Raw genomic sequence first — 17,134 nt, 5'->3', positions numbered from 1 at the left:
CGCCCGCACGGGGCCGTACCAATGACGAGGAGACGCCGATGGCACCAGCCATCATGATGGCGGCAGACAAGGTAGAGCTGTCGCCCGCCAACACAGGTTTCATGCTCATCTGTTCCGCCCTGGTGATGCTCATGACCCCGGGCCTGGCCTTCTTCTACGGAGGCATGGTCCGCGTCAAGAGCACCCTGAACATGCTGATGATGAGCTTCATCAGCCTTGGGATCGTCACCATCCTGTGGGTGCTGTACGGCTTCTCCATGGCGTTCGGCACCGACTCCGGCAGCCTCATCGGCTGGAACTCCGACTGGGTCGGCCTCACCGGGGTCGACAAGGGCGAGCTGTGGGGTACCTACAACATCCCGCTCCTTGCCTTCATGGTCTTCCAGCTCATGTTCGCGATCATCACACCCGCCCTGATCAGCGGTGCTCTCGCGGACCGGGTGAAGTTCTCGGCCTGGGCCCTGTTCATCGCGCTGTGGGCGACGATCGTCTACTTCCCTGTGGCCCACTGGGTCTGGGGTGAGGGCGGCTGGGCCTTCGACATGGGCGTGATCGACTTCGCCGGTGGTACGGCGGTTCACATCAACGCGGGTGCCGCGGCGCTCGGTGTGATCCTCGTCATCGGCAAGCGGGTCGGGTTCAAGAAGGACCCGATGCGTCCGCACAGCCTGCCGCTGGTCATGCTCGGCGCCGGTCTGCTGTGGTTCGGCTGGTTCGGCTTCAACGCCGGCTCGTGGCTGGGCAACGACGACGGCGTCGGCACGCTGATGTTCGTCAACACGCAGGTCGCCACCGCCGCCGCCATGCTGGCCTGGCTGATCTACGAGAAGATCCGCCACGGCGCGTTCACCACGCTGGGCGCCGCCTCCGGTGCCGTCGCGGGCCTCGTCGCCATCACCCCGTCCGGTGGTGCGGTCACCCCGCTCGGCGCGATCGCCGTCGGTGCCATCGCCGGTGTCCTGTGCGCCATGGCCGTCGGCCTGAAGTACAAGTTCGGCTACGACGACTCGCTCGACGTCGTCGGTGTCCACCTGGTCGGCGGTGTCGTCGGCTCCCTCCTGATCGGCTTCTTCGCCAGCGGTAAGGGCCAGTCCGAGGCCACGGGCGTCTTCTACGGCAACCACAGCTTCGACCAGCTGTGGAAGCAGCTCGCCGGTGTCGGCGCTGTCCTCGCCTACTCCCTGATCGTCTCCGCGATCCTCGCCTTCATCCTCGACAAGACCATCGGTATGCGGGTCTCCGAGGACGAAGAGGTCACCGGTATCGACCAGGCCGAGCACGCCGAGACCGCATACGACTTCAGCGGCGCCGGTGGCGGTGCTGCGAAGACCGCCGTCGCGGCTCCGGCCGCAGCCGCGAGCAAGAAGGTGGACGCATGAAGCTCATCACCGCAGTCGTCAAGCCGCACCGGCTCGACGAGATCAAGGAAGCCCTCCAGGCCTTCGGAGTGCACGGCCTGACGGTCACCGAGGCGAGCGGCTACGGTCGTCAGCGGGGCCACACCGAGGTCTACCGCGGTGCCGAGTACACCGTGGACCTGGTCCCGAAGATCCGCATCGAGGTACTGGCCGAGGACGACGACGCCGAGCAGCTGATCGACGTCATCGTCAAGGCCGCCCGCACTGGCAAGATCGGTGACGGCAAGGTCTGGTCCCTGCCGGTCGAGACGGCCGTACGGGTCCGGACCGGTGAGCGCGGGCCGGACGCGCTCTGAGGACGCGCTTCGCGAGAAGTGCTCTGGAGAGACGCGCTCCACGAGTGGCGCTCTGAACAGAAGAAGGACAGGAGTCGCTGGGTGACGGGTACGGACGTTCGCAAGGATGCAGAGGACTCGGGACCCAGCGGCTACGCGGCGGCCCGGCTGCGTCTCCTCACCGAGGGGGCGCAGTCCGGGCCGCCGCGCCGTGCCGCCCTCGCGGAGCTGACCGACGAATGGCTGACCGGCCTGTTCGCGGCCGGTGCCGAAGGGCTGCGCGGCGTCTCCCTGGTCGCCGTCGGCGGGTACGGCCGCGGCGAGCTGTCCCCGCGCAGCGACCTGGATCTGGTCCTGCTGCACGACGGCGGTGACAGCAAGGCGGTGGCCGCGCTGGCCGACCGCATCTGGTACCCGATCTGGGACCTCGGCCTCGCCCTCGACCACTCCGTGCGTACGCCCGCCGAGGCCCGCAAAACGGCAGGCGAGGACCTCAAGGTCCAGCTGGGCCTGCTGGACGCCCGGCACATCGCCGGCGACCTGGGCCTCACGGCCGGACTGCGTACGGCCGTCCTCGCCGACTGGCGCAACCAGGCACCCAAGCGCCTGCCCGAACTCCAGGAGCTCACCGCCGAACGCGCCGAGCGGCAGGGCGAGCTGCAGTACCTCCTGGAACCCGATCTGAAGGAAGCGCGCGGCGGCCTGCGGGACGCCACCATCCTGCGCGCCGTCGCCGCCTCCTGGCTGGCCGACGCCCCGCGCGAGGGCCTCGCCGACGCCCGGCGCCGACTGCTCGACGTACGCGACGCCCTCCACCTGACCACCGGGCGGGCCACCGACCGGCTCGCGCTGCAGGAGCAGGACCAGGTCGCCGCCGAGCTCGGGCTGCTCGACGCGGACACGCTGCTGCGCCAGGTGTACGAGGCGGCCCGGGTCATCTCGTACGCCAGCGATGTGACGTGGCGTGAAGTGGGGCGGGTACTGCGGGCACGCGCCGTACGGCCGCGGCTGCGCGCCATGCTCGGTGGCGGGAAGCCGACCGCCGAGCGCTCCCCGCTGGCGGAGGGCGTGGTCGAGCAGGACGGCGAGGTGGTGCTCGCCCGCGCCGCGCGCCCCGAACGCGACCCCGTGCTCCCCTTGCGCGCCGCTGCTGCCGCCGCACAGGCCGGACTCCCGCTCTCCCTGCACGCCGTGCGGCGCCTGGCGGCCACCGCGCGCCCGCTGCCCACGCCCTGGCCCGCCGAGGCACGCGAACAGCTGGTGACCCTGCTGGGCTCCGGCCGGCCGACCGTCGACGTGTGGGAGGCGCTGGAGGCCGAGGGGCTGATCACGCACTTCCTGCCCGACTGGGAGCGGGTGCGCTGCCGTCCGCAGCGCAACGCCGTGCACATCTGGACCGTCGACCGGCACCTGATCGAGACGGCCGTGCGCGCCTCCGAGTTCACCCGCCGTGTCCACCGCCCCGACCTGCTCCTGGTGGCCGCGCTGCTGCACGACATCGGAAAGGGCTGGCCCGGCGACCACTCGGTGGCCGGCGAGATCATCGTCAAGGACGTGGCCGCGCGCATCGGCTTCGACCGCGACGACGTCCTCGTGCTCTCCACTCTCGTACGTCATCACCTGCTGCTCGTCGAGACGGCCACCCGGCGCGACCTGGAGGACCCGGTCACCGTGCACTCGGTCGCCGAGGCGGTCGGCTCGCAGGGCACGCTGGAGCTGCTGCACGCCCTGACCGAGGCCGACGCCCTGGCCACCGGCCCCGCGGCGTGGTCGTCCTGGCGCGGCTCACTCGTCGCCGACCTGGTGAAACGGGTCGCGGCCGTGCTCGCCGGGGACGAGCCGGTCGAGCCCGAGGCCGCGGCGCCCACCGCCGAGCAGGAGCGGCTCGCCATCGAGGCGGTCGCCACTGGCAGTCCCGTCCTCGCCCTGCGCGCGCAGACCGAGCCGCCGGCGGAGGAGCAGTCCCCCGGCGATCCGGAGCCGCTCGGCGTGGAGCTCGTCATCGCCGTACCGGACCAGCCGGGCGTGCTGCCCGCGGTGGCCGGAGTCCTGGCGATGCACCGCCTGACCGTGCGCACCGCCGAGCTGAGCGCCCAGGATCTGCCGGACGGCGTCGACGGCTCCGTCCTGCTGCTGAACTGGCGGGTCGCCGCAGAGTACGGCTCCCTGCCGCAGGCCACCCGGCTGCGCGCCGACCTCGTACGCGCCCTGGACGGCTCCCTGGACATCGCGGGCCGTCTCGCCGAGCGGGACGCCGCGTACCCGAGGCGCCGGGGCGTGGTGGCCCCGGCAGCGAGGGTGTCGGTCCACCCGGCCGCCTCCCGGCTGGCCACGGTCATCGAGGTGCGCGCCCAGGACGCCCCGGGACTGCTGTTCCGGATCGGCACGGCGCTGGAGGACGCGAGCGTGCGGGTGCGCAGCGCTCACGTCAGCACTCTGGGCGCCAACGCGGTCGACGCGTTCTATGTCACAGGCCCCGAGGGCGCGCCGCTGCCCGGCGAGGAGGCGGCCGCCGTGGCCCGCAAGCTGGAGGAGACATTGCGGGGCTAGGGTCTGTCTTTCGCGTCGGGTGCCAGGGCCCGCGACGCCGAGCTGATCCGAAAGACAGGCCCTGACCCCGGGGATCCCGGCAACCTGTTTCGCCGGGATACCCTGGAGGGCGATTCCCAGCTGCCACCGACCCCGAGGACCGCGAGCGCCGTGTTCGATACTCTCTCCGATCGCCTCTCAGCGACTTTCAAGAACCTGCGCGGCAAGGGACGGCTCTCCGAGGCGGACATCGACGCCACAGCGCGCGAGATCCGCATCGCACTCCTCGAAGCGGACGTGGCGTTGCCCGTCGTCCGGACGTTCATCAAGAACGTCAAGGAGCGCGCCCTCGGCGCCGAGGTCTCCAAGGCGCTGAACCCTGCCCAGCAGGTCCTGAAGATCGTCAACGACGAGCTCGTCACGATCCTCGGCGGCGAGACCCGCCGCCTGCGCTTCGCCAAGCAGCCGCCGACCGTGATCATGCTGGCGGGTCTGCAGGGTGCCGGTAAGACCACCCTCGCGGGCAAGCTCGGCAGCTGGCTGAAGGAGCAGGGCCACTCGCCGCTCCTGGTCGCCGCCGACCTCCAGCGCCCCAACGCCGTCAACCAGCTCAGCGTCGTCGCCGAGCGCGCCGGCGTCGCGGTCTTCGCGCCCGAGCCGGGCAACGGCGTCGGTGACCCGGTCAAGGTCGCCAAGGACTCCATCGAGCACGCCAAGGCCAAGGTCCACGACATCGTGATCGTGGACACCGCCGGGCGCCTGGGCATCGACCAGGAGATGATGCAGCAGGCCGCGGACATCAGGGACGCGGTCTCGCCGGACGAGATCCTCTTCGTCGTCGACGCGATGATCGGTCAGGACGCCGTCAACACCGCGGAGGCCTTCCGCGACGGCGTCGGCTTCGACGGCGTGGTGCTCTCCAAGCTCGACGGTGACGCCCGCGGTGGTGCCGCCCTGTCGATCCGGCAGATCACCGGCAAGCCGATCATGTTCGCGTCGAACGGCGAGAAGCTCGACGACTTCGACGCCTTCCACCCGGACCGGATGGCCTCCCGCATCCTCGACATGGGTGACCTGCTCACCCTGATCGAGCAGGCGGAGAAGACCTTCGACCAGGCCGAAGCCCAGAAGATGGCCGAGAAGCTGGCCTCCAAGAAGGGCCAGGACTTCACCCTCGACGACTTCCTGGCCCAGATGGAGCAGGTCAGGAAGATGGGCTCCATCTCCAAGCTGCTCGGCATGCTCCCGGGCATGGGCCAGATCAAGGACCAGATCAACAACCTGGACGAGCGGGACGTCGACCGCACCGCCGCGATCATCAAGTCGATGACCCCGGCCGAACGCCAGGAACCGACGATCATCAACGGCTCGCGGCGCGCCCGTATCGCCCGCGGTTCCGGCGTCGAGGTCAGCGCGGTCAAGAACCTGGTCGAGCGGTTCTTCGAGGCCCGCAAGATGATGTCCCGCATGGCCCAGGGCGGCGGCATGCCCGGGATGCCGGGGATGCCGGGCATGGGCGGCGGTCCCGGCCGTACCAAGAAGCAGCCGAAGAAGGCCAAGGGCAAGCAGCGCTCCGGCAACCCGATGAAGCGCAAGCAGCAGGAGCAGGAGGAGGCCGCCCGCCGGGCCGCGGCGGCCCAGGGCGGCGGCGCCTTCGGGGTGCCCGGCCAGCAGGCTCCGCAGGACTTCGAGCTGCCGGACGAGTTCAAGAAGTTCATGGGCTGAGTTCCGGGAAGTTCATCGGCCGAGTTCCGTTCCGTACGCCGCAGAGGGCGCCCTTCTTCACAAGGGGCGCCCTCTGCGCGTGCCATGGCCCGCGGTCTGCCGTAACGTCCAGATATGAGCAATGCCGCGCCACCACGCAAGGCCCCTGACCAGCCGTGGCGCACCGAGGGCACGCCGGACGAGCCGCTAGGGCGGCCCCGCGGCCGATGGGGGCGCGGCCGGTGGTGGGGCCTGCTCCTCACCGCGGTGATCGTGTTCCTGCTCGCCTATGTGGGGCTGTCGTACTTCGACCGGGGCAACGAGCCGACGATCTCCTACACGGAGTTCAGCAAGCAGGTCGACGCCGACAACGTCTCCAAGATCTACTCCAAGGGCGACGCCATCCAGGGCGAGCTCAAGGACGCCCGGGACAAGCCCGACGGCGACGGTGACTACACCAGGTTCAAGACGCAGCGCCCGGCCTTCGCGGACGACGACCTCTGGCAGGAACTGAGCAGCCGCGGTGTGACGGTGACCGCGGAGCCGGTCGTACGGGAGCGCGGTGTTCTGTCCAACCTGCTGTTCTCCCTGATCCCGATCGCGTTCCTGGTGGCGGTCTGGGTCTTCTTCGCCCGGCGGATGGGCACGGGGGGCCTGGGCGGCGCGGGCGGCATGCTCGGCCGCAAGGCGCCGCCCAAACCGGTCGAGCTCCAGCCGGGCACGGAGCGCACGACGTTCGCCGACGTGGCCGGCATCGACGAGGTCAAGGGCGAGCTGGACGACGTCGTCGACTTCCTGGAGCACCCCGACGCCTACCGCAGGATGGGCGCGAAGATGCCGCGCGGCGTGCTGCTCGCGGGCTCGCCCGGCACCGGCAAGACCCTGCTGGCCCGTGCGGTGGCGGGCGAGGCGGGCGTGCCGTTCTTCTCCGCCTCCGCGTCCGAGTTCATCGAGATGATCGTCGGCGTGGGCGCCTCCCGGGTCCGGGAGCTGTTCGCCGAGGCCCGAAAGGTGGCACCGTCGATCATCTTCATCGACGAGATCGACACCATCGGACGCATGCGCGGCGGCGGCGCCTCGGTCAGCGGTCACGACGAGCGCGAGCAGACGCTGAACCAGATCCTCACCGAGATGGACGGCTTCTCCGGCTCGGAGGGCGTGGTCGTCATCGCGGCCACGAACCGCGCCGACATCCTGGACCCGGCGCTGACCCGGCCCGGCCGCTTCGACCGGGTGGTCAGCGTCGCTCCGCCGGACCGCGGCGGACGCGAGGCCATCCTGAAGATCCACACTCGCCAGATTCCGCTCGCCGAGGACGTGGACCTGACCCAGCTTGCCCGTACCACCCCGGGCATGACCGGCGCGGATCTGGCCAACCTCGCCAACGAGGCCGCACTGCTCGCGGTCAAGCGCAAGCAGGATCAGGTCACCCAGTCGGACCTGTCCGAGGCCCTGGAGAAGGTGCAACTGGGCGCCGAGCGCACCCTCGTGATGCCCGAGGAGGACCGCCGACGCACCGCGTACCACGAGAGCGGACACGCCCTCCTCGGCATGCTCCAGCCGGGCGCCGACCCCGTACGCAAGATCACCATCGTGCCGCGCGGCCGCGCGCTCGGCGTGACCATGTCGACCCCCGAGGTGGAGCGGTACGCGCACTCGGAGGGCTATCTGCGGGGCCGCATCATCGGCGCCCTGGGCGGCATGGCGGCGGAAGAGGAGGTCTACGGGGTCGTCACCACGGGTGCCGAGAACGACCTCGAACAGGTCACCAACATCGCCCGCGCGATGGTCGCCCGCTGGGGCATGAGCGAGCGGGTGGGCAGGCTGTCCGCCCTGCCGAGCGACGCCCAGCAGGCGTACGGGCTCTCGGCCGCCCCGCACACCCTCGACGTCATCGACCACGAGATGCGCCGCATCGTCGACGAGTGCTACGAGGAGGCCTGCCGCAAACTTCGCGACCACCGCGGCCAGTTGAACGCCCTGGCGGAGGCGCTGCTGGAGAACGAGACGCTGGAGGAGGTCGACGCGTACCGGATCGCCGGGATCACCAGGCTGACGAAGAACGAGGCTCCGTAGCGCAAGGCTCCGTGGCGCAAGGCTCTGGGCCGGGACGCCGGGCTCAGGGCACGCGGGCGATCAGGTACCGGAAGACGTTCGGCATCCACACCGTGCCGTCCCGCCGCAGGTGCGGATGCAGTGCCTCCGCCACCTCCTTGTCGACCTGGGCCTGGTCGGTCGCGGCGATCGCCGCGTCGAAGAGCCCAGTCGACAGCAGTCCTCGTACGGCGCTGTCGACGCCCGCGTACCCGAAGGGGCACGCCACCCGCCCGGAACCGTCGGGCCTGAGGCCCGCGTGCTGGGCGACCTCCTCCAGGTCGTCACGCAGGGCCGGGCGCCAACTCCCCGTACTGCGCAGGGGATCGGCCAGTTTCGTGGCGACCCGCAGCACGGACGACGTGGCACAGCGCTCCGGCGGACCCCAGCCGGCGAGCACCACGGCGGCCCCGCGCTCGGCCAGCGGTGTCGCGGCCGCGAGCGTCTCACCGAACCCCTCGGAGTCGCCCGCCAGACACCCGATGGGCTCGAAGGCGGTCACCAGGGTGTACGCGGGCGTCTCCGCGTCGGCCGCGTCGCGAGGTGAGCCGTCGACCAGCCTGGCGCCGGTACGCGCGCGCGTGTCCCACGCCCCGGGCAGCAGACGCTGCCGTGCGAGGGTCAGCCGTTCGGGGGAGGAGGACTCGACACCGGTGACGGCCGCGCCTCTTGACGCCGCCATCAGCAGGGCGAGCCCACTGCCGCAGCCGAGGCCCAGCAGCCGGGTGCCGGGGCCCACTTCCAGTCGCTCGTAGACGGCCTCGTAGAGCGGGACCAGCATCCGCTCCTGGATCTCGGACCAGTCACGCGCGCGTGCACACAGGTCCACGCGAGGTGCCGGGCCTGCATGAGGCACGTGCTGCCGCACGAGCGTAGGTGTCATGTAAAGCGCCCCAATCCGCCGAGAGTTGCCGCTGTACCCGATTCCATAGCCCCCGTGACGTGCGCTCGCACTCCCCCCCGTATGCCAGGAAACTCCGCGTCCGCACTCTCGTCCAGGGGTCTGGGGGTCCGGCTTGTGGGCCTGCTACGCCGGCGAAAAGAATTCACATCGCGGCAACGTGGATCCGTAGCATCGCGCCATGGCAAAGGCACCCGTACTCACGCCGCGGGCGGACGACTTCCCCCGCTGGTACCAGGATCTGATCAACAAGGCCGAGCTGGCCGACAACGGTCCGGTGCGGGGCACCATGGTCATCCGACCGTACGGGTACGGGCTGTGGGAGCGGATGCAGGCCGAGATGAACGTCCGGATCAAGGAGACGGGCACGCAGAACGCCTACTTCCCGCTGCTGATCCCGCAGTCCTACTTCGTGAAGGAGGCCGACCACGTCGAGGGCTTCGCGCCCGAACTGGCGGTGGTCACACACGGCGGCGGCAAGGGACTGGAGGAGCCCGCGGTCGTCCGCCCGACCTCCGAGATGATCATCAACGACTACTTCTCGAAGTGGGTGCAGAGCTACCGCGACCTGCCGTTGCGGATCAACCAGTGGGCGAACGTGGTCCGTTGGGAGCTCAGGCCCCGCCTCTTCCTGCGCACCACGGAGTTCCTCTGGCAGGAGGGCCATACGGCGCACGCCACCTACGAGGAGGCGCGCGACTTCGCCGCGCACATCCAGCGGCACGTCTACGGCGACTTCCTGGAGAACGTCCTCGCGATGGACTTCCTGTCGGGCCGCAAGACGGCCAAGGAGCGCTTCGCGGGCGCCGTCAACACCCTCACGCTCGAAAGCATGATGGGCGACGGCAAGGCCCTCCAGATGGTCACCAGCCATGAGCTGGGCCAGAACTTCGCCAAGGCCTTCAACACCCGGTACCTGTCGAAGGAAGGCACACAGGAACTGGTCTGGCAGACCTCCTGGGGCTCGACCACCCGCATGATCGGTGCCCTGGTGATGACTCACGGAGATGACAACGGACTGCGGGTGCCGCCGCGCCTGGCGCAGATCCAGGCCGTCGTCCTCGCGATCAAGGGCGACGAGGCGGTTCTGGCCAAGGTCCGCGAAATCGGGGACCGGCTGAAGGCGGCGGGCATCCGCGTCCACGTCGACGACCGCACGGACACGCCCTTCGGCCGCCGCGCCGTCGACTGGGAACTCAAGGGCGTCCCGGTCCGCATCGAGATCGGCCCCCGTGACCTGGAGAACGGCACGGCGATGCTCACGCGCCGCATCCCCGGCAGCAAGGAGCCCGTGCCGCTGGACACGCTCGTGCCCCTGCTCCCCACGCTCCTCGAAGAAGACCAGCACCTTCTGCTACGGCAGTCCCGCGAGCGCCGCGTGTCACGCACCGTCGACGTGTCGACGATCGAGGAGGCCGTCGAGGCCGCGGTCGCCGGCGGCTGGGCGCGCCTGCCGTGGGCGACGCTCGGCGAAGAAGGCGAGGCCAGACTGGCCGAGCACGCCGTGACCGTACGCTGTCTGCTCGCCGAGGACGGGTCGGTGCCGGACGCCGAGGACGCACCCGGTAACGTCGCGGTCGTTGCGCGCGCTTATTGAGATGACGCCCGTGGGGATCGAGAGCGGCCGAAACGCCTCTTGCGTATTCGTGAGCCACAGGGGACCCGTCGAGTGGACGCGGGCTACGCGCCGGGGCGTACGTCAGGCTACGCACCAGCTTGGTACGAGCTGTGAGGCTTCTCCGCAGATCGGCGCACCCGCCCTCGTCAGGGCGCATCATTCGCAACTGACGGGTACGTGCAAATTATTTGGGATGGCCCGGAATCGGAACACAGCGGCACTCCGGCTCGTTGTCATTACGTGAGCACGACACAGACACCACCTGTTCTCGCCGCAGAACTGGCAGAGGCGTGGGCCGACATTCAGCGGTACCACCCCGAGTTGCCGGATCTCGCCGCGCCAGAGTCCCTGATCGGGGAGTCGTCGTCCGCGTGCGGTCACGAGCTCTCCTTCGAACGACTGCTTCATGAGGCAGTCCATGGCATCGCCGCCGCGCGCGGCGTTCGCGACACCTCCCGGGCCGGCCGCTACCACAACCGCAGATTCCTCTCCATCGCCGAGGAGCTGGGCCTGGACCACCCCGAGGAACCGCATCCGAGCAGCGGTTTCTCCCTGGTCACGCTCAACCCCGAGGCCAAGCGCCGGTACCGCCCGACCATCGAACGCCTCCAGCGCGCCCTGAAGGCCCACACGGCGGCGACCTCCGCCGACACCAGCCGGACCTTCCGGGGCCCGGCCGCCCGCCACGGCTCCTCCGGCGGCGGCGTCCGCGTCAAGGCGGTCTGCGACTGCGGCCGCAACGTCCGGGTCGTTCCGTCGGTCCTGGCCCAGGCACCGATCGTGTGCGGCGGCTGCGGGAAGCCGTTCCGGATCCCGGAGGTCGTGGGAGCGGCGTAACGCGTCACCGCGGGGCATCCAGCACCGGCATCTCGTGGCTGCCGGTCGGACCGCCCGACACGTCGGGGTGCCGCCGAGATCGCCGACGCAGGCGGCACCCCACAGCTCCGGGCCGCGCGACCCACTCCGAGGCACCCGAGGCGCCGGGTGCCTCTCAGTCATGCCCGTGCCCCCTCACCGCCCCTCGGCGCAGTGCGACCCGCAGCGTGTGGCACAATGGCTAGCTGTACTCGACAGCCGCACAGGACCCCTCTCTCCTCCGGCTGACGCGTCCATCGGGCACTCGGGTACCGCAACCCCACGCGGCTTCTCTCGCCGTGCCCAACCACGTCAAAACCAGGAGAACCCACTCCCGTGGCAGTCAAGATCAAGCTGAAGCGTCTGGGCAAGATCCGTTCGCCTCACTACCGCATCGTCGTCGCCGACTCCCGCACTCGCCGTGACGGCCGTGCGATCGAGGAGATCGGCAAGTACCACCCGACCTACAACCCGTCGGTCATCGAGGTGGACGCCGACCGTGTGGCGTACTGGCTGGGTGTCGGCGCGCAGCCGACCGAGCCCGTCCTCGCCATCCTGAAGAAGACCGGCGACTGGCAGAAGTTCAAGGGCGAGCCCGCCCCGGCTCCGCTGCTGGTTGCCGAGCCGAAGAAGGCGCGCCCGTCGTTCGAGGCCCTCGGTGGCGACGACGAGGGCAAGGGTGAGGCGATCACCCAGAAGAAGAAGGCTGAGAAGAAGGACGAGGCCGCCGCCGAGTCCGAGTCGACCGAGGCCTGAGCAGCATGCTCGAAGAGGCGCTTGAGCACCTCGTGAAGGGCATCGTCGACAACCCTGACGATGTGCAGGTCGCCTCGCGCAACCTGCGTCGCGGGCGTGTGCTGGAGGTCCGGGTCCACCCCGACGACCTCGGCAAGGTGATCGGCCGCAACGGCCGCACCGCACGCGCTCTGCGCACCGTCGTGGGCGCCATCGGTGGCCGCGGTGTCCGTGTCGACCTCGTCGACGTGGACCACGTCCGCTGACGCCGAACGCAGCACCGGCTCGGGCCGGGGAGGGCCACTGGGCCGTCCCCGGCCCGCAGTCGTATGAGCCCCGGGGCTCGTAGTCGTTCCGACAGGAGATCAAGCACAGTGCAGCTGGTAGTCGCACGGATCGGCCGCGCCCACGGCATCAAGGGCGAGGTCACCGTGGAGGTACGTACGGACGAGCCGGAGCTCAGGCTCGCCCCCGGTGCCGTACTCGCCACCGATCCCGCATCCGCAGGCCCGCTCACCATCGAGACCGGCCGCGTCCACAGCGGCCGTCTCCTCCTGCGCTTCGAGGGCGTGCGCGACCGCACCGGCGCCGAGGCGCTGCGCAACATCCTCCTGATCGCCGAGGTCGACCCGGACGAGTTGCCCGAGGAGGAGGACGAGTACTACGACCACCAGCTCATGGACCTGGACGTGGTGACTGCGGACGGCGTCGAGGTCGGCCGTATCACCGAGATCTCGCATCTGCCGTCCCAGGACCTGTTCATCGTGGAGCGTCCCGACGGCAGTGAAGTCATGATCCCGTTCGTCGGGGAGATCGTCACCGAGATCGACCTGGAGGAGCAGCGGGCGGTCATCACGCCTCCGCCGGGCCTGATCGACGACCAGGCCGAGACCGTCTCCACCAGGGATGACAGCGCATGAGGCTCGACGTCGTCACGATCTTCCCCGAGTACCTGGAGCCCCTGAACGTCTCCCTGGTCGGCAAGGCACGCGCGCGTGGACAGCTGAACGTGCATGTGCACGACCTGCGGGACTGGACGTACGACCGCCACAACACGGTCGACGACACCCCGTACGGCGGCGGCCCCGGCATGGTCATGAAGACCGAGCCCTGGGCGGACGCGCTGGACTCCGTCCTGGCCGACGGCTACGAGACCGGCTCGCGCGCGCCCTCCCTCATCGTCCCCACTCCCAGCGGCCGTCCCTTCACCCAGGAACTCGCCGTCGAGCTCTCCGAGCGGCCGTGGCTGATCTTCACGCCGGCCCGCTACGAGGGCATCGACCGCCGTGTCGTCGACGAGTACGCCACCCGGATGCCCGTCCACGAGGTGTCCATCGGTGACTACGTCCTGGCCGGTGGCGAGGCGGCCGTCCTGGTCGTCACGGAGGCCGTGGCCCGCCTGCTGCCCGGCGTCCTGGGCAACGCCGAGTCGCACCGCGACGACTCCTTCGCGCCCGGCGCCATGGCCAACCTCCTGGAGGGGCCCGTCTACACCAAGCCGCCCGAGTGGCGCGGCCGGGGCATCCCGGAGGTGCTGCTCAGCGGCCACCACGGCAAGATCGCCCGCTGGCGGCGGGACGAGGCGCTCAGGCGTACGACGGCCAACCGGCCCGACCTCATCGAGCGCTGCGACCCCAAGGCCTTCGACAAGAAGGACCGCGAGATGCTCTCCATCCTGGGCTGGATGCCCGATCCGGAGGGGGAGCGGTTCGGCCGATTTTGGCGCAGGACCGAGGGCGTGGAAGAATGAGTCGCTGTTGTGCGTCGTCCGGCGTGCGCCCCTGCCACAGGGGGACACGACGCCCGCCCCGGCACGGACAGCATCCTCACGAAACACCTAGCTCCCGTCTATGACCTGTGGCATGGGCGAAGAAAGCAGACGAAATGTCTCACCTGCTCGACTCAGTCGACGCCGCGTCGCTGCGCAGCGACGTCCCGGCCTTCCGCCCGGGTGACACCGTCAACGTCCACGTCCGCGTCATCGAGGGCAACCGCTCCCGTGTGCAGCAGTTCAAGGGCGTTGTGATCCGCCGCCAGGGCGCCGGTGTCCGCGAGACCTTCACGGTCCGCAAGGTCTCCTTCTCCGTCGGCGTCGAGCGCACCTTCCCGGTGCACACCCCGATCGTCGAGAAGATCGAGCTCGTCACCAAGGGTGACGTCCGCCGCGCCAAGCTGTACTACCTGCGCGAGCTGCGCGGCAAGGCGGCGAAGATCAAGGAGAAGCGCGAGAACTGAGCGCTTCAGGGGGCTCGCCCTCGCGGGGTTCAAAGCGGGGCCGGATAACATCTGGCCCCGATGAACACCGAAGCACAGCAGACGGAGCGCGACCGCTCCTCCCGCCCCTCCGACTCCGGGACGACCTCGGACGAGGAGACCTCGGACACAGAGGGGCAGGAGGGACGGTCGCGTTTCGCGTTGGTGTCGCGGATCACCGAGTGGCTCCCGGGCGGCCGGATCAGCCTTACCCTGCTGCTCCTTCTGGTGTTCGTGCTGCTGCTCAACACGTTCATCCTGCGGCCGTTCCAGATTCCCAGCGGATCCATGGAGTCCGGATTGAGGATCGGCGACCGCGTTCTCGTAAATAAGTTGGCGTACCGTTTCGGTGCCGAGCCGCGACGCGGCGATGTTGTCGTGTTCGACGGAACTGGGTATTTCGGGGACGCGGACTACATCAAACGCGTTGTCGGTGTGGGGGGAGACCATGTGGTCTGCTGTGACAAGGAGGGGAGGATCCGGGTGAACGGCCGGTCGGTCGACGAGTCGACATTCCTGTACCGCGGCGACAGCCCGTCGACGGTGCGCTTCGACGTCGTCGTGCCCGACGGCACCCTGTTCGTCCTCGGCGACCACCGCAGCGACTCCAGCGACTCCCGCGACCATCTGGGCTCGCCCGGCGGCGGCATGATCCCGGTCGAGGAGGTCATCGGCCGTGCCGACTGGATCGTATGGCCGACCGCTCACTGGACCCGCCTGCACCGTCCGGACGCCTACGCGCGTGTGCCCGCCGCGGAAGAGGGTGCCCATGGGTAACCGTGGCAAGCCCCGCGGCGTGCCCAACAGCCCCGCCGAAAATCTGCTGCCCACCGGCGCCCGGCGCGCCGCCAGCCCCGCCGGCGGTCGTACGCGCGCGGAGCGGCGCAAGCTGCAGCGCAAGGTCAAACGGCGCCGCAGGCGCTCCGCGATGAAGGAGATACCCCTCCTCGTCGGCGTCGCGGTCCTCATAGCGCTCGTCCTGAAGACCTTCCTCGTCCAGGCCTTCGTGATCCCGTCCGGCTCCATGGAGCAGACGATCCAGGTCGGCGACCGCGTCCTGGTCGACAAGCTCACCCCCTGGTTCGGCTCCAAGCCGCAGCGCGGGGACGTCGTCGTGTTCAAGGACCCCGGCGGCTGGCTCCAGGACGAGCAGACGACGGTGAAGAAGGAGGATCCCGTCGTCATCAAGCAGGTCAAGCAGGCGCTCACGTTCATCGGTCTGCTGCCCTCCGACGACGAGAAGGACCTCATCAAGCGTGTCGTCGGCGTCGGCGGCGACCGGGTCAAGTGCTGTGACACGCAGGGTCGCGTCACCGTCAACGGCGTTCCCCTGAACGAGGACTATCTGTACCCCGGCAACGCCCCCTCCAACGCGCAGTTCGACATCACCGTCCCGCAGGGACGCCTGTGGGTGATGGGGGACCACCGTGCCGACTCCGCCGACTCCCGCTCGCACCAGGACCAGGGCTACGGCGGCACGGTCTCCGAGGGCGAGGTCGTCGGCCGCGCCATGTGGATCGCCTGGCCGTTCGGTCACTGGACCTCTCTGGACGAACCGAAAACCTACGCTTCGGTGTCCGACTCGGCGACCGGGTCGACCGCCTCCGCCGAGCTGTCGCATAGGGTTGCGTCAGACGTTTCGAACGGAACGATCCAGCTCCCGAGCCCTGCGGAACTCCCGCTCGTTATGGGAGTGGTGGGCCTGCGCCGCGCATGGGGCAGGCGGCGGCACAGAGTAAGGAGTTGGCGTGGGGGATGTGGCGGTTGGCGCACGATCCGGGCACGACGGCGAGGAGCACCGCGGACACCCCGTGGGAGCAGCCGACCCGGCCGCGGACGGCGCCGTGACCTCCGGGAATGACCCCGGAGCGGATGGTGACGGCGGAGGGTCGCAGGGGCAGCCCCCGACCGGCGGTCAGGGGTCGGACGGGGCGGCCCCCAAGCCGAAGAAGCAGCGCTCCTTCTGGAAGGAGCTGCCCATCCTGATCGGTATCGCGCTGGTCCTCGCGCTGCTGATCAAGACGTTCCTCGTGCAGGCGTTCTCGATCCCCTCCGACTCGATGCAGAACACCCTCCAGCAGGGTGACCGCGTCCTGGTCGACAAGCTCACGCCCTGGTTCGGCTCCGAGCCCGAGCGCGGCGAGGTCGTCGTCTTCCACGACCCCGACAACTGGCTGGCGGGCGAGCCCACTCCGGACCCCAACGCCCTGCAGACCTTCCTCAGCTGGATCGGCCTGATGCCCTCCGCGGAGGAGAAGGACCTGATCAAGCGCGTTATCGGCGTCGGCGGCGACACGGTCGAGTGCAAGAAGACCGGCCCGCTGATGGTCAACGGCAAGGCCCTGAACGAGCCGTACGTCTACCCCGGCAACACCCCGTGCAGCCAGGACGACCAGGGCGGCCAGTTCAAGGTGAAGGTCCCCGAGGGCCACATCTGGGTCATGGGCGACCACCGGCAGAACTCCCGGGACTCGCGCTACAACCAGTCGGACGCCAACAACGGCATGGTCCCCGTCGACGAGGTCGTCGGCCGCGCCATCGTGATCGCCTGGCCGATCAACCGCTGGGACAACCTGCCGGTCCCGGCCACCTTCGACCAGGACCTGAGCGCCCGATCCGCCGCGCTGACGGTCGCACCGCAGGGGCTCGCCCTGGCCGGTGCGGTGCCGCTGGTGCTGTGGCGCCGGCAGCGGAGCAAGGCGGCCGAGACCCGCTGATCGCTGAACGGGCATGCCCGGGGGCGGCGAGCAGC

16 protein-coding genes are annotated in these 17,134 nt (G+C 69.9%); 15 read left to right on the top strand and 1 reads right to left on the bottom strand.

What is annotated here, in order from left to right:
* The first annotated feature begins 38 nt into the window (after positions 1 to 38).
* From POF73_RS26140 to ftsH, 5 genes are all read left to right on the top strand, one after another.
* Positions 39 to 1,379: an ammonium transporter gene (locus POF73_RS26140; RefSeq protein ID WP_272120107.1), complete on the top strand. Its 1,341-nt coding sequence runs from the start codon at positions 39 to 41 to the stop codon at positions 1,377 to 1,379.
* On the top strand, positions 1,376 to 1,714 hold the full coding sequence (locus tag POF73_RS26135) for a P-II family nitrogen regulator (RefSeq protein ID WP_003997576.1): 339 nt from the start codon (positions 1,376 to 1,378) through the stop codon (positions 1,712 to 1,714). Before POF73_RS26140 ends, POF73_RS26135 begins: the two co-directional genes overlap by 4 nt.
* 81 nt (positions 1,715 to 1,795) lie before the next feature.
* On the top strand, positions 1,796 to 4,243 hold the full coding sequence (locus POF73_RS26130) for a [protein-PII] uridylyltransferase (RefSeq protein WP_272120098.1): 2,448 nt from the start codon (positions 1,796 to 1,798) through the stop codon (positions 4,241 to 4,243).
* 150 nt (positions 4,244 to 4,393) lie between these two features.
* Positions 4,394 to 5,947 carry a signal recognition particle protein gene (gene ffh / locus POF73_RS26125; protein WP_272120096.1) on the top strand — a complete coding sequence of 518 codons (1,554 nt, stop codon included), beginning with the start codon at positions 4,394 to 4,396 and terminating at the stop codon, positions 5,945 to 5,947.
* Positions 5,948 to 6,061: 114 nt separating this feature from the next.
* Positions 6,062 to 8,002 carry an ATP-dependent zinc metalloprotease FtsH gene (gene ftsH, locus POF73_RS26120; RefSeq protein WP_272120093.1) on the top strand — a complete coding sequence of 647 codons (1,941 nt, stop codon included), beginning with the start codon at positions 6,062 to 6,064 and terminating at the stop codon, positions 8,000 to 8,002.
* Positions 8,003 to 8,045: 43 nt separating this feature from the next.
* Here ftsH and POF73_RS26115 read toward each other — a convergent pair whose 3' ends face one another.
* Entirely contained in the window at positions 8,046 to 8,903 is an 858-nt protein-coding gene (locus POF73_RS26115; protein ID WP_272120091.1) for a class I SAM-dependent methyltransferase, read from the bottom strand.
* A gap of 199 nt (positions 8,904 to 9,102) precedes the next feature.
* Between POF73_RS26115 and proS the strand changes: the two genes are divergently transcribed.
* The 10 genes from proS to lepB (POF73_RS26065) all read left to right on the top strand — a co-directional run bounded on the left by proS (position 9,103) and on the right by lepB (POF73_RS26065) (position 17,099).
* A complete protein-coding gene (gene proS, locus POF73_RS26110; RefSeq protein ID WP_272120090.1) occupies positions 9,103 to 10,518 on the top strand; it encodes a proline--tRNA ligase in 1,416 nt (471 codons plus the stop codon).
* Positions 10,519 to 10,779: 261 nt separating this feature from the next.
* Positions 10,780 to 11,376: a hypothetical protein gene (locus POF73_RS26105; protein ID WP_272120088.1), complete on the top strand. Its 597-nt coding sequence runs from the start codon at positions 10,780 to 10,782 to the stop codon at positions 11,374 to 11,376.
* 354 nt (positions 11,377 to 11,730) lie between these two features.
* Positions 11,731 to 12,150: a 30S ribosomal protein S16 gene (gene rpsP / locus POF73_RS26100; RefSeq protein WP_272120086.1), complete on the top strand. Its 420-nt coding sequence runs from the start codon at positions 11,731 to 11,733 to the stop codon at positions 12,148 to 12,150.
* 5 nt (positions 12,151 to 12,155) lie between these two features.
* Positions 12,156 to 12,395, top strand: coding sequence for an RNA-binding protein (locus tag POF73_RS26095; protein WP_003973401.1), 240 nt, complete (start codon positions 12,156 to 12,158; stop codon positions 12,393 to 12,395).
* A 108-nt stretch (positions 12,396 to 12,503) separates the two neighbouring features.
* On the top strand, positions 12,504 to 13,049 hold the full coding sequence (gene rimM / locus POF73_RS26090; RefSeq protein ID WP_272120055.1) for a ribosome maturation factor RimM: 546 nt from the start codon (positions 12,504 to 12,506) through the stop codon (positions 13,047 to 13,049).
* On the top strand, positions 13,046 to 13,879 hold the full coding sequence (gene trmD / locus POF73_RS26085; protein WP_272120053.1) for a tRNA (guanosine(37)-N1)-methyltransferase TrmD: 834 nt from the start codon (positions 13,046 to 13,048) through the stop codon (positions 13,877 to 13,879). The genes rimM and trmD overlap by 4 nt, the downstream gene beginning before the upstream one ends.
* 134 nt (positions 13,880 to 14,013) lie before the next feature.
* Entirely contained in the window at positions 14,014 to 14,364 is a 351-nt protein-coding gene (gene rplS / locus POF73_RS26080) for a 50S ribosomal protein L19 (protein WP_018531094.1), read from the top strand.
* Positions 14,365 to 14,424: 60 nt separating this feature from the next.
* Positions 14,425 to 15,159: a signal peptidase I gene (lepB, locus tag POF73_RS26075; RefSeq protein WP_272120049.1), complete on the top strand. Its 735-nt coding sequence runs from the start codon at positions 14,425 to 14,427 to the stop codon at positions 15,157 to 15,159.
* Positions 15,152 to 16,243 (top strand): signal peptidase I, encoded by a 1,092-nt coding sequence (lepB, locus tag POF73_RS26070; protein ID WP_272120047.1) that lies wholly within the window; start codon positions 15,152 to 15,154, stop codon positions 16,241 to 16,243. The genes lepB (POF73_RS26075) and lepB (POF73_RS26070) overlap by 8 nt, the downstream gene beginning before the upstream one ends.
* A complete protein-coding gene (gene lepB / locus POF73_RS26065) occupies positions 16,131 to 17,099 on the top strand; it encodes a signal peptidase I (protein WP_272120045.1) in 969 nt (322 codons plus the stop codon). The genes lepB (POF73_RS26070) and lepB (POF73_RS26065) overlap by 113 nt, the downstream gene beginning before the upstream one ends.
* The last annotated feature ends 35 nt before the right edge of the window (positions 17,100 to 17,134 follow it).

Source organism: Streptomyces sp. HD (assembly GCF_028369295.1).
GTDB lineage: Bacteria > Actinomycetota > Actinomycetes > Streptomycetales > Streptomycetaceae > Streptomyces.
The sequence above is the reverse complement of the archived record's forward strand: the minus strand, read 5'-3'. Positions and strand labels throughout refer to the sequence as shown.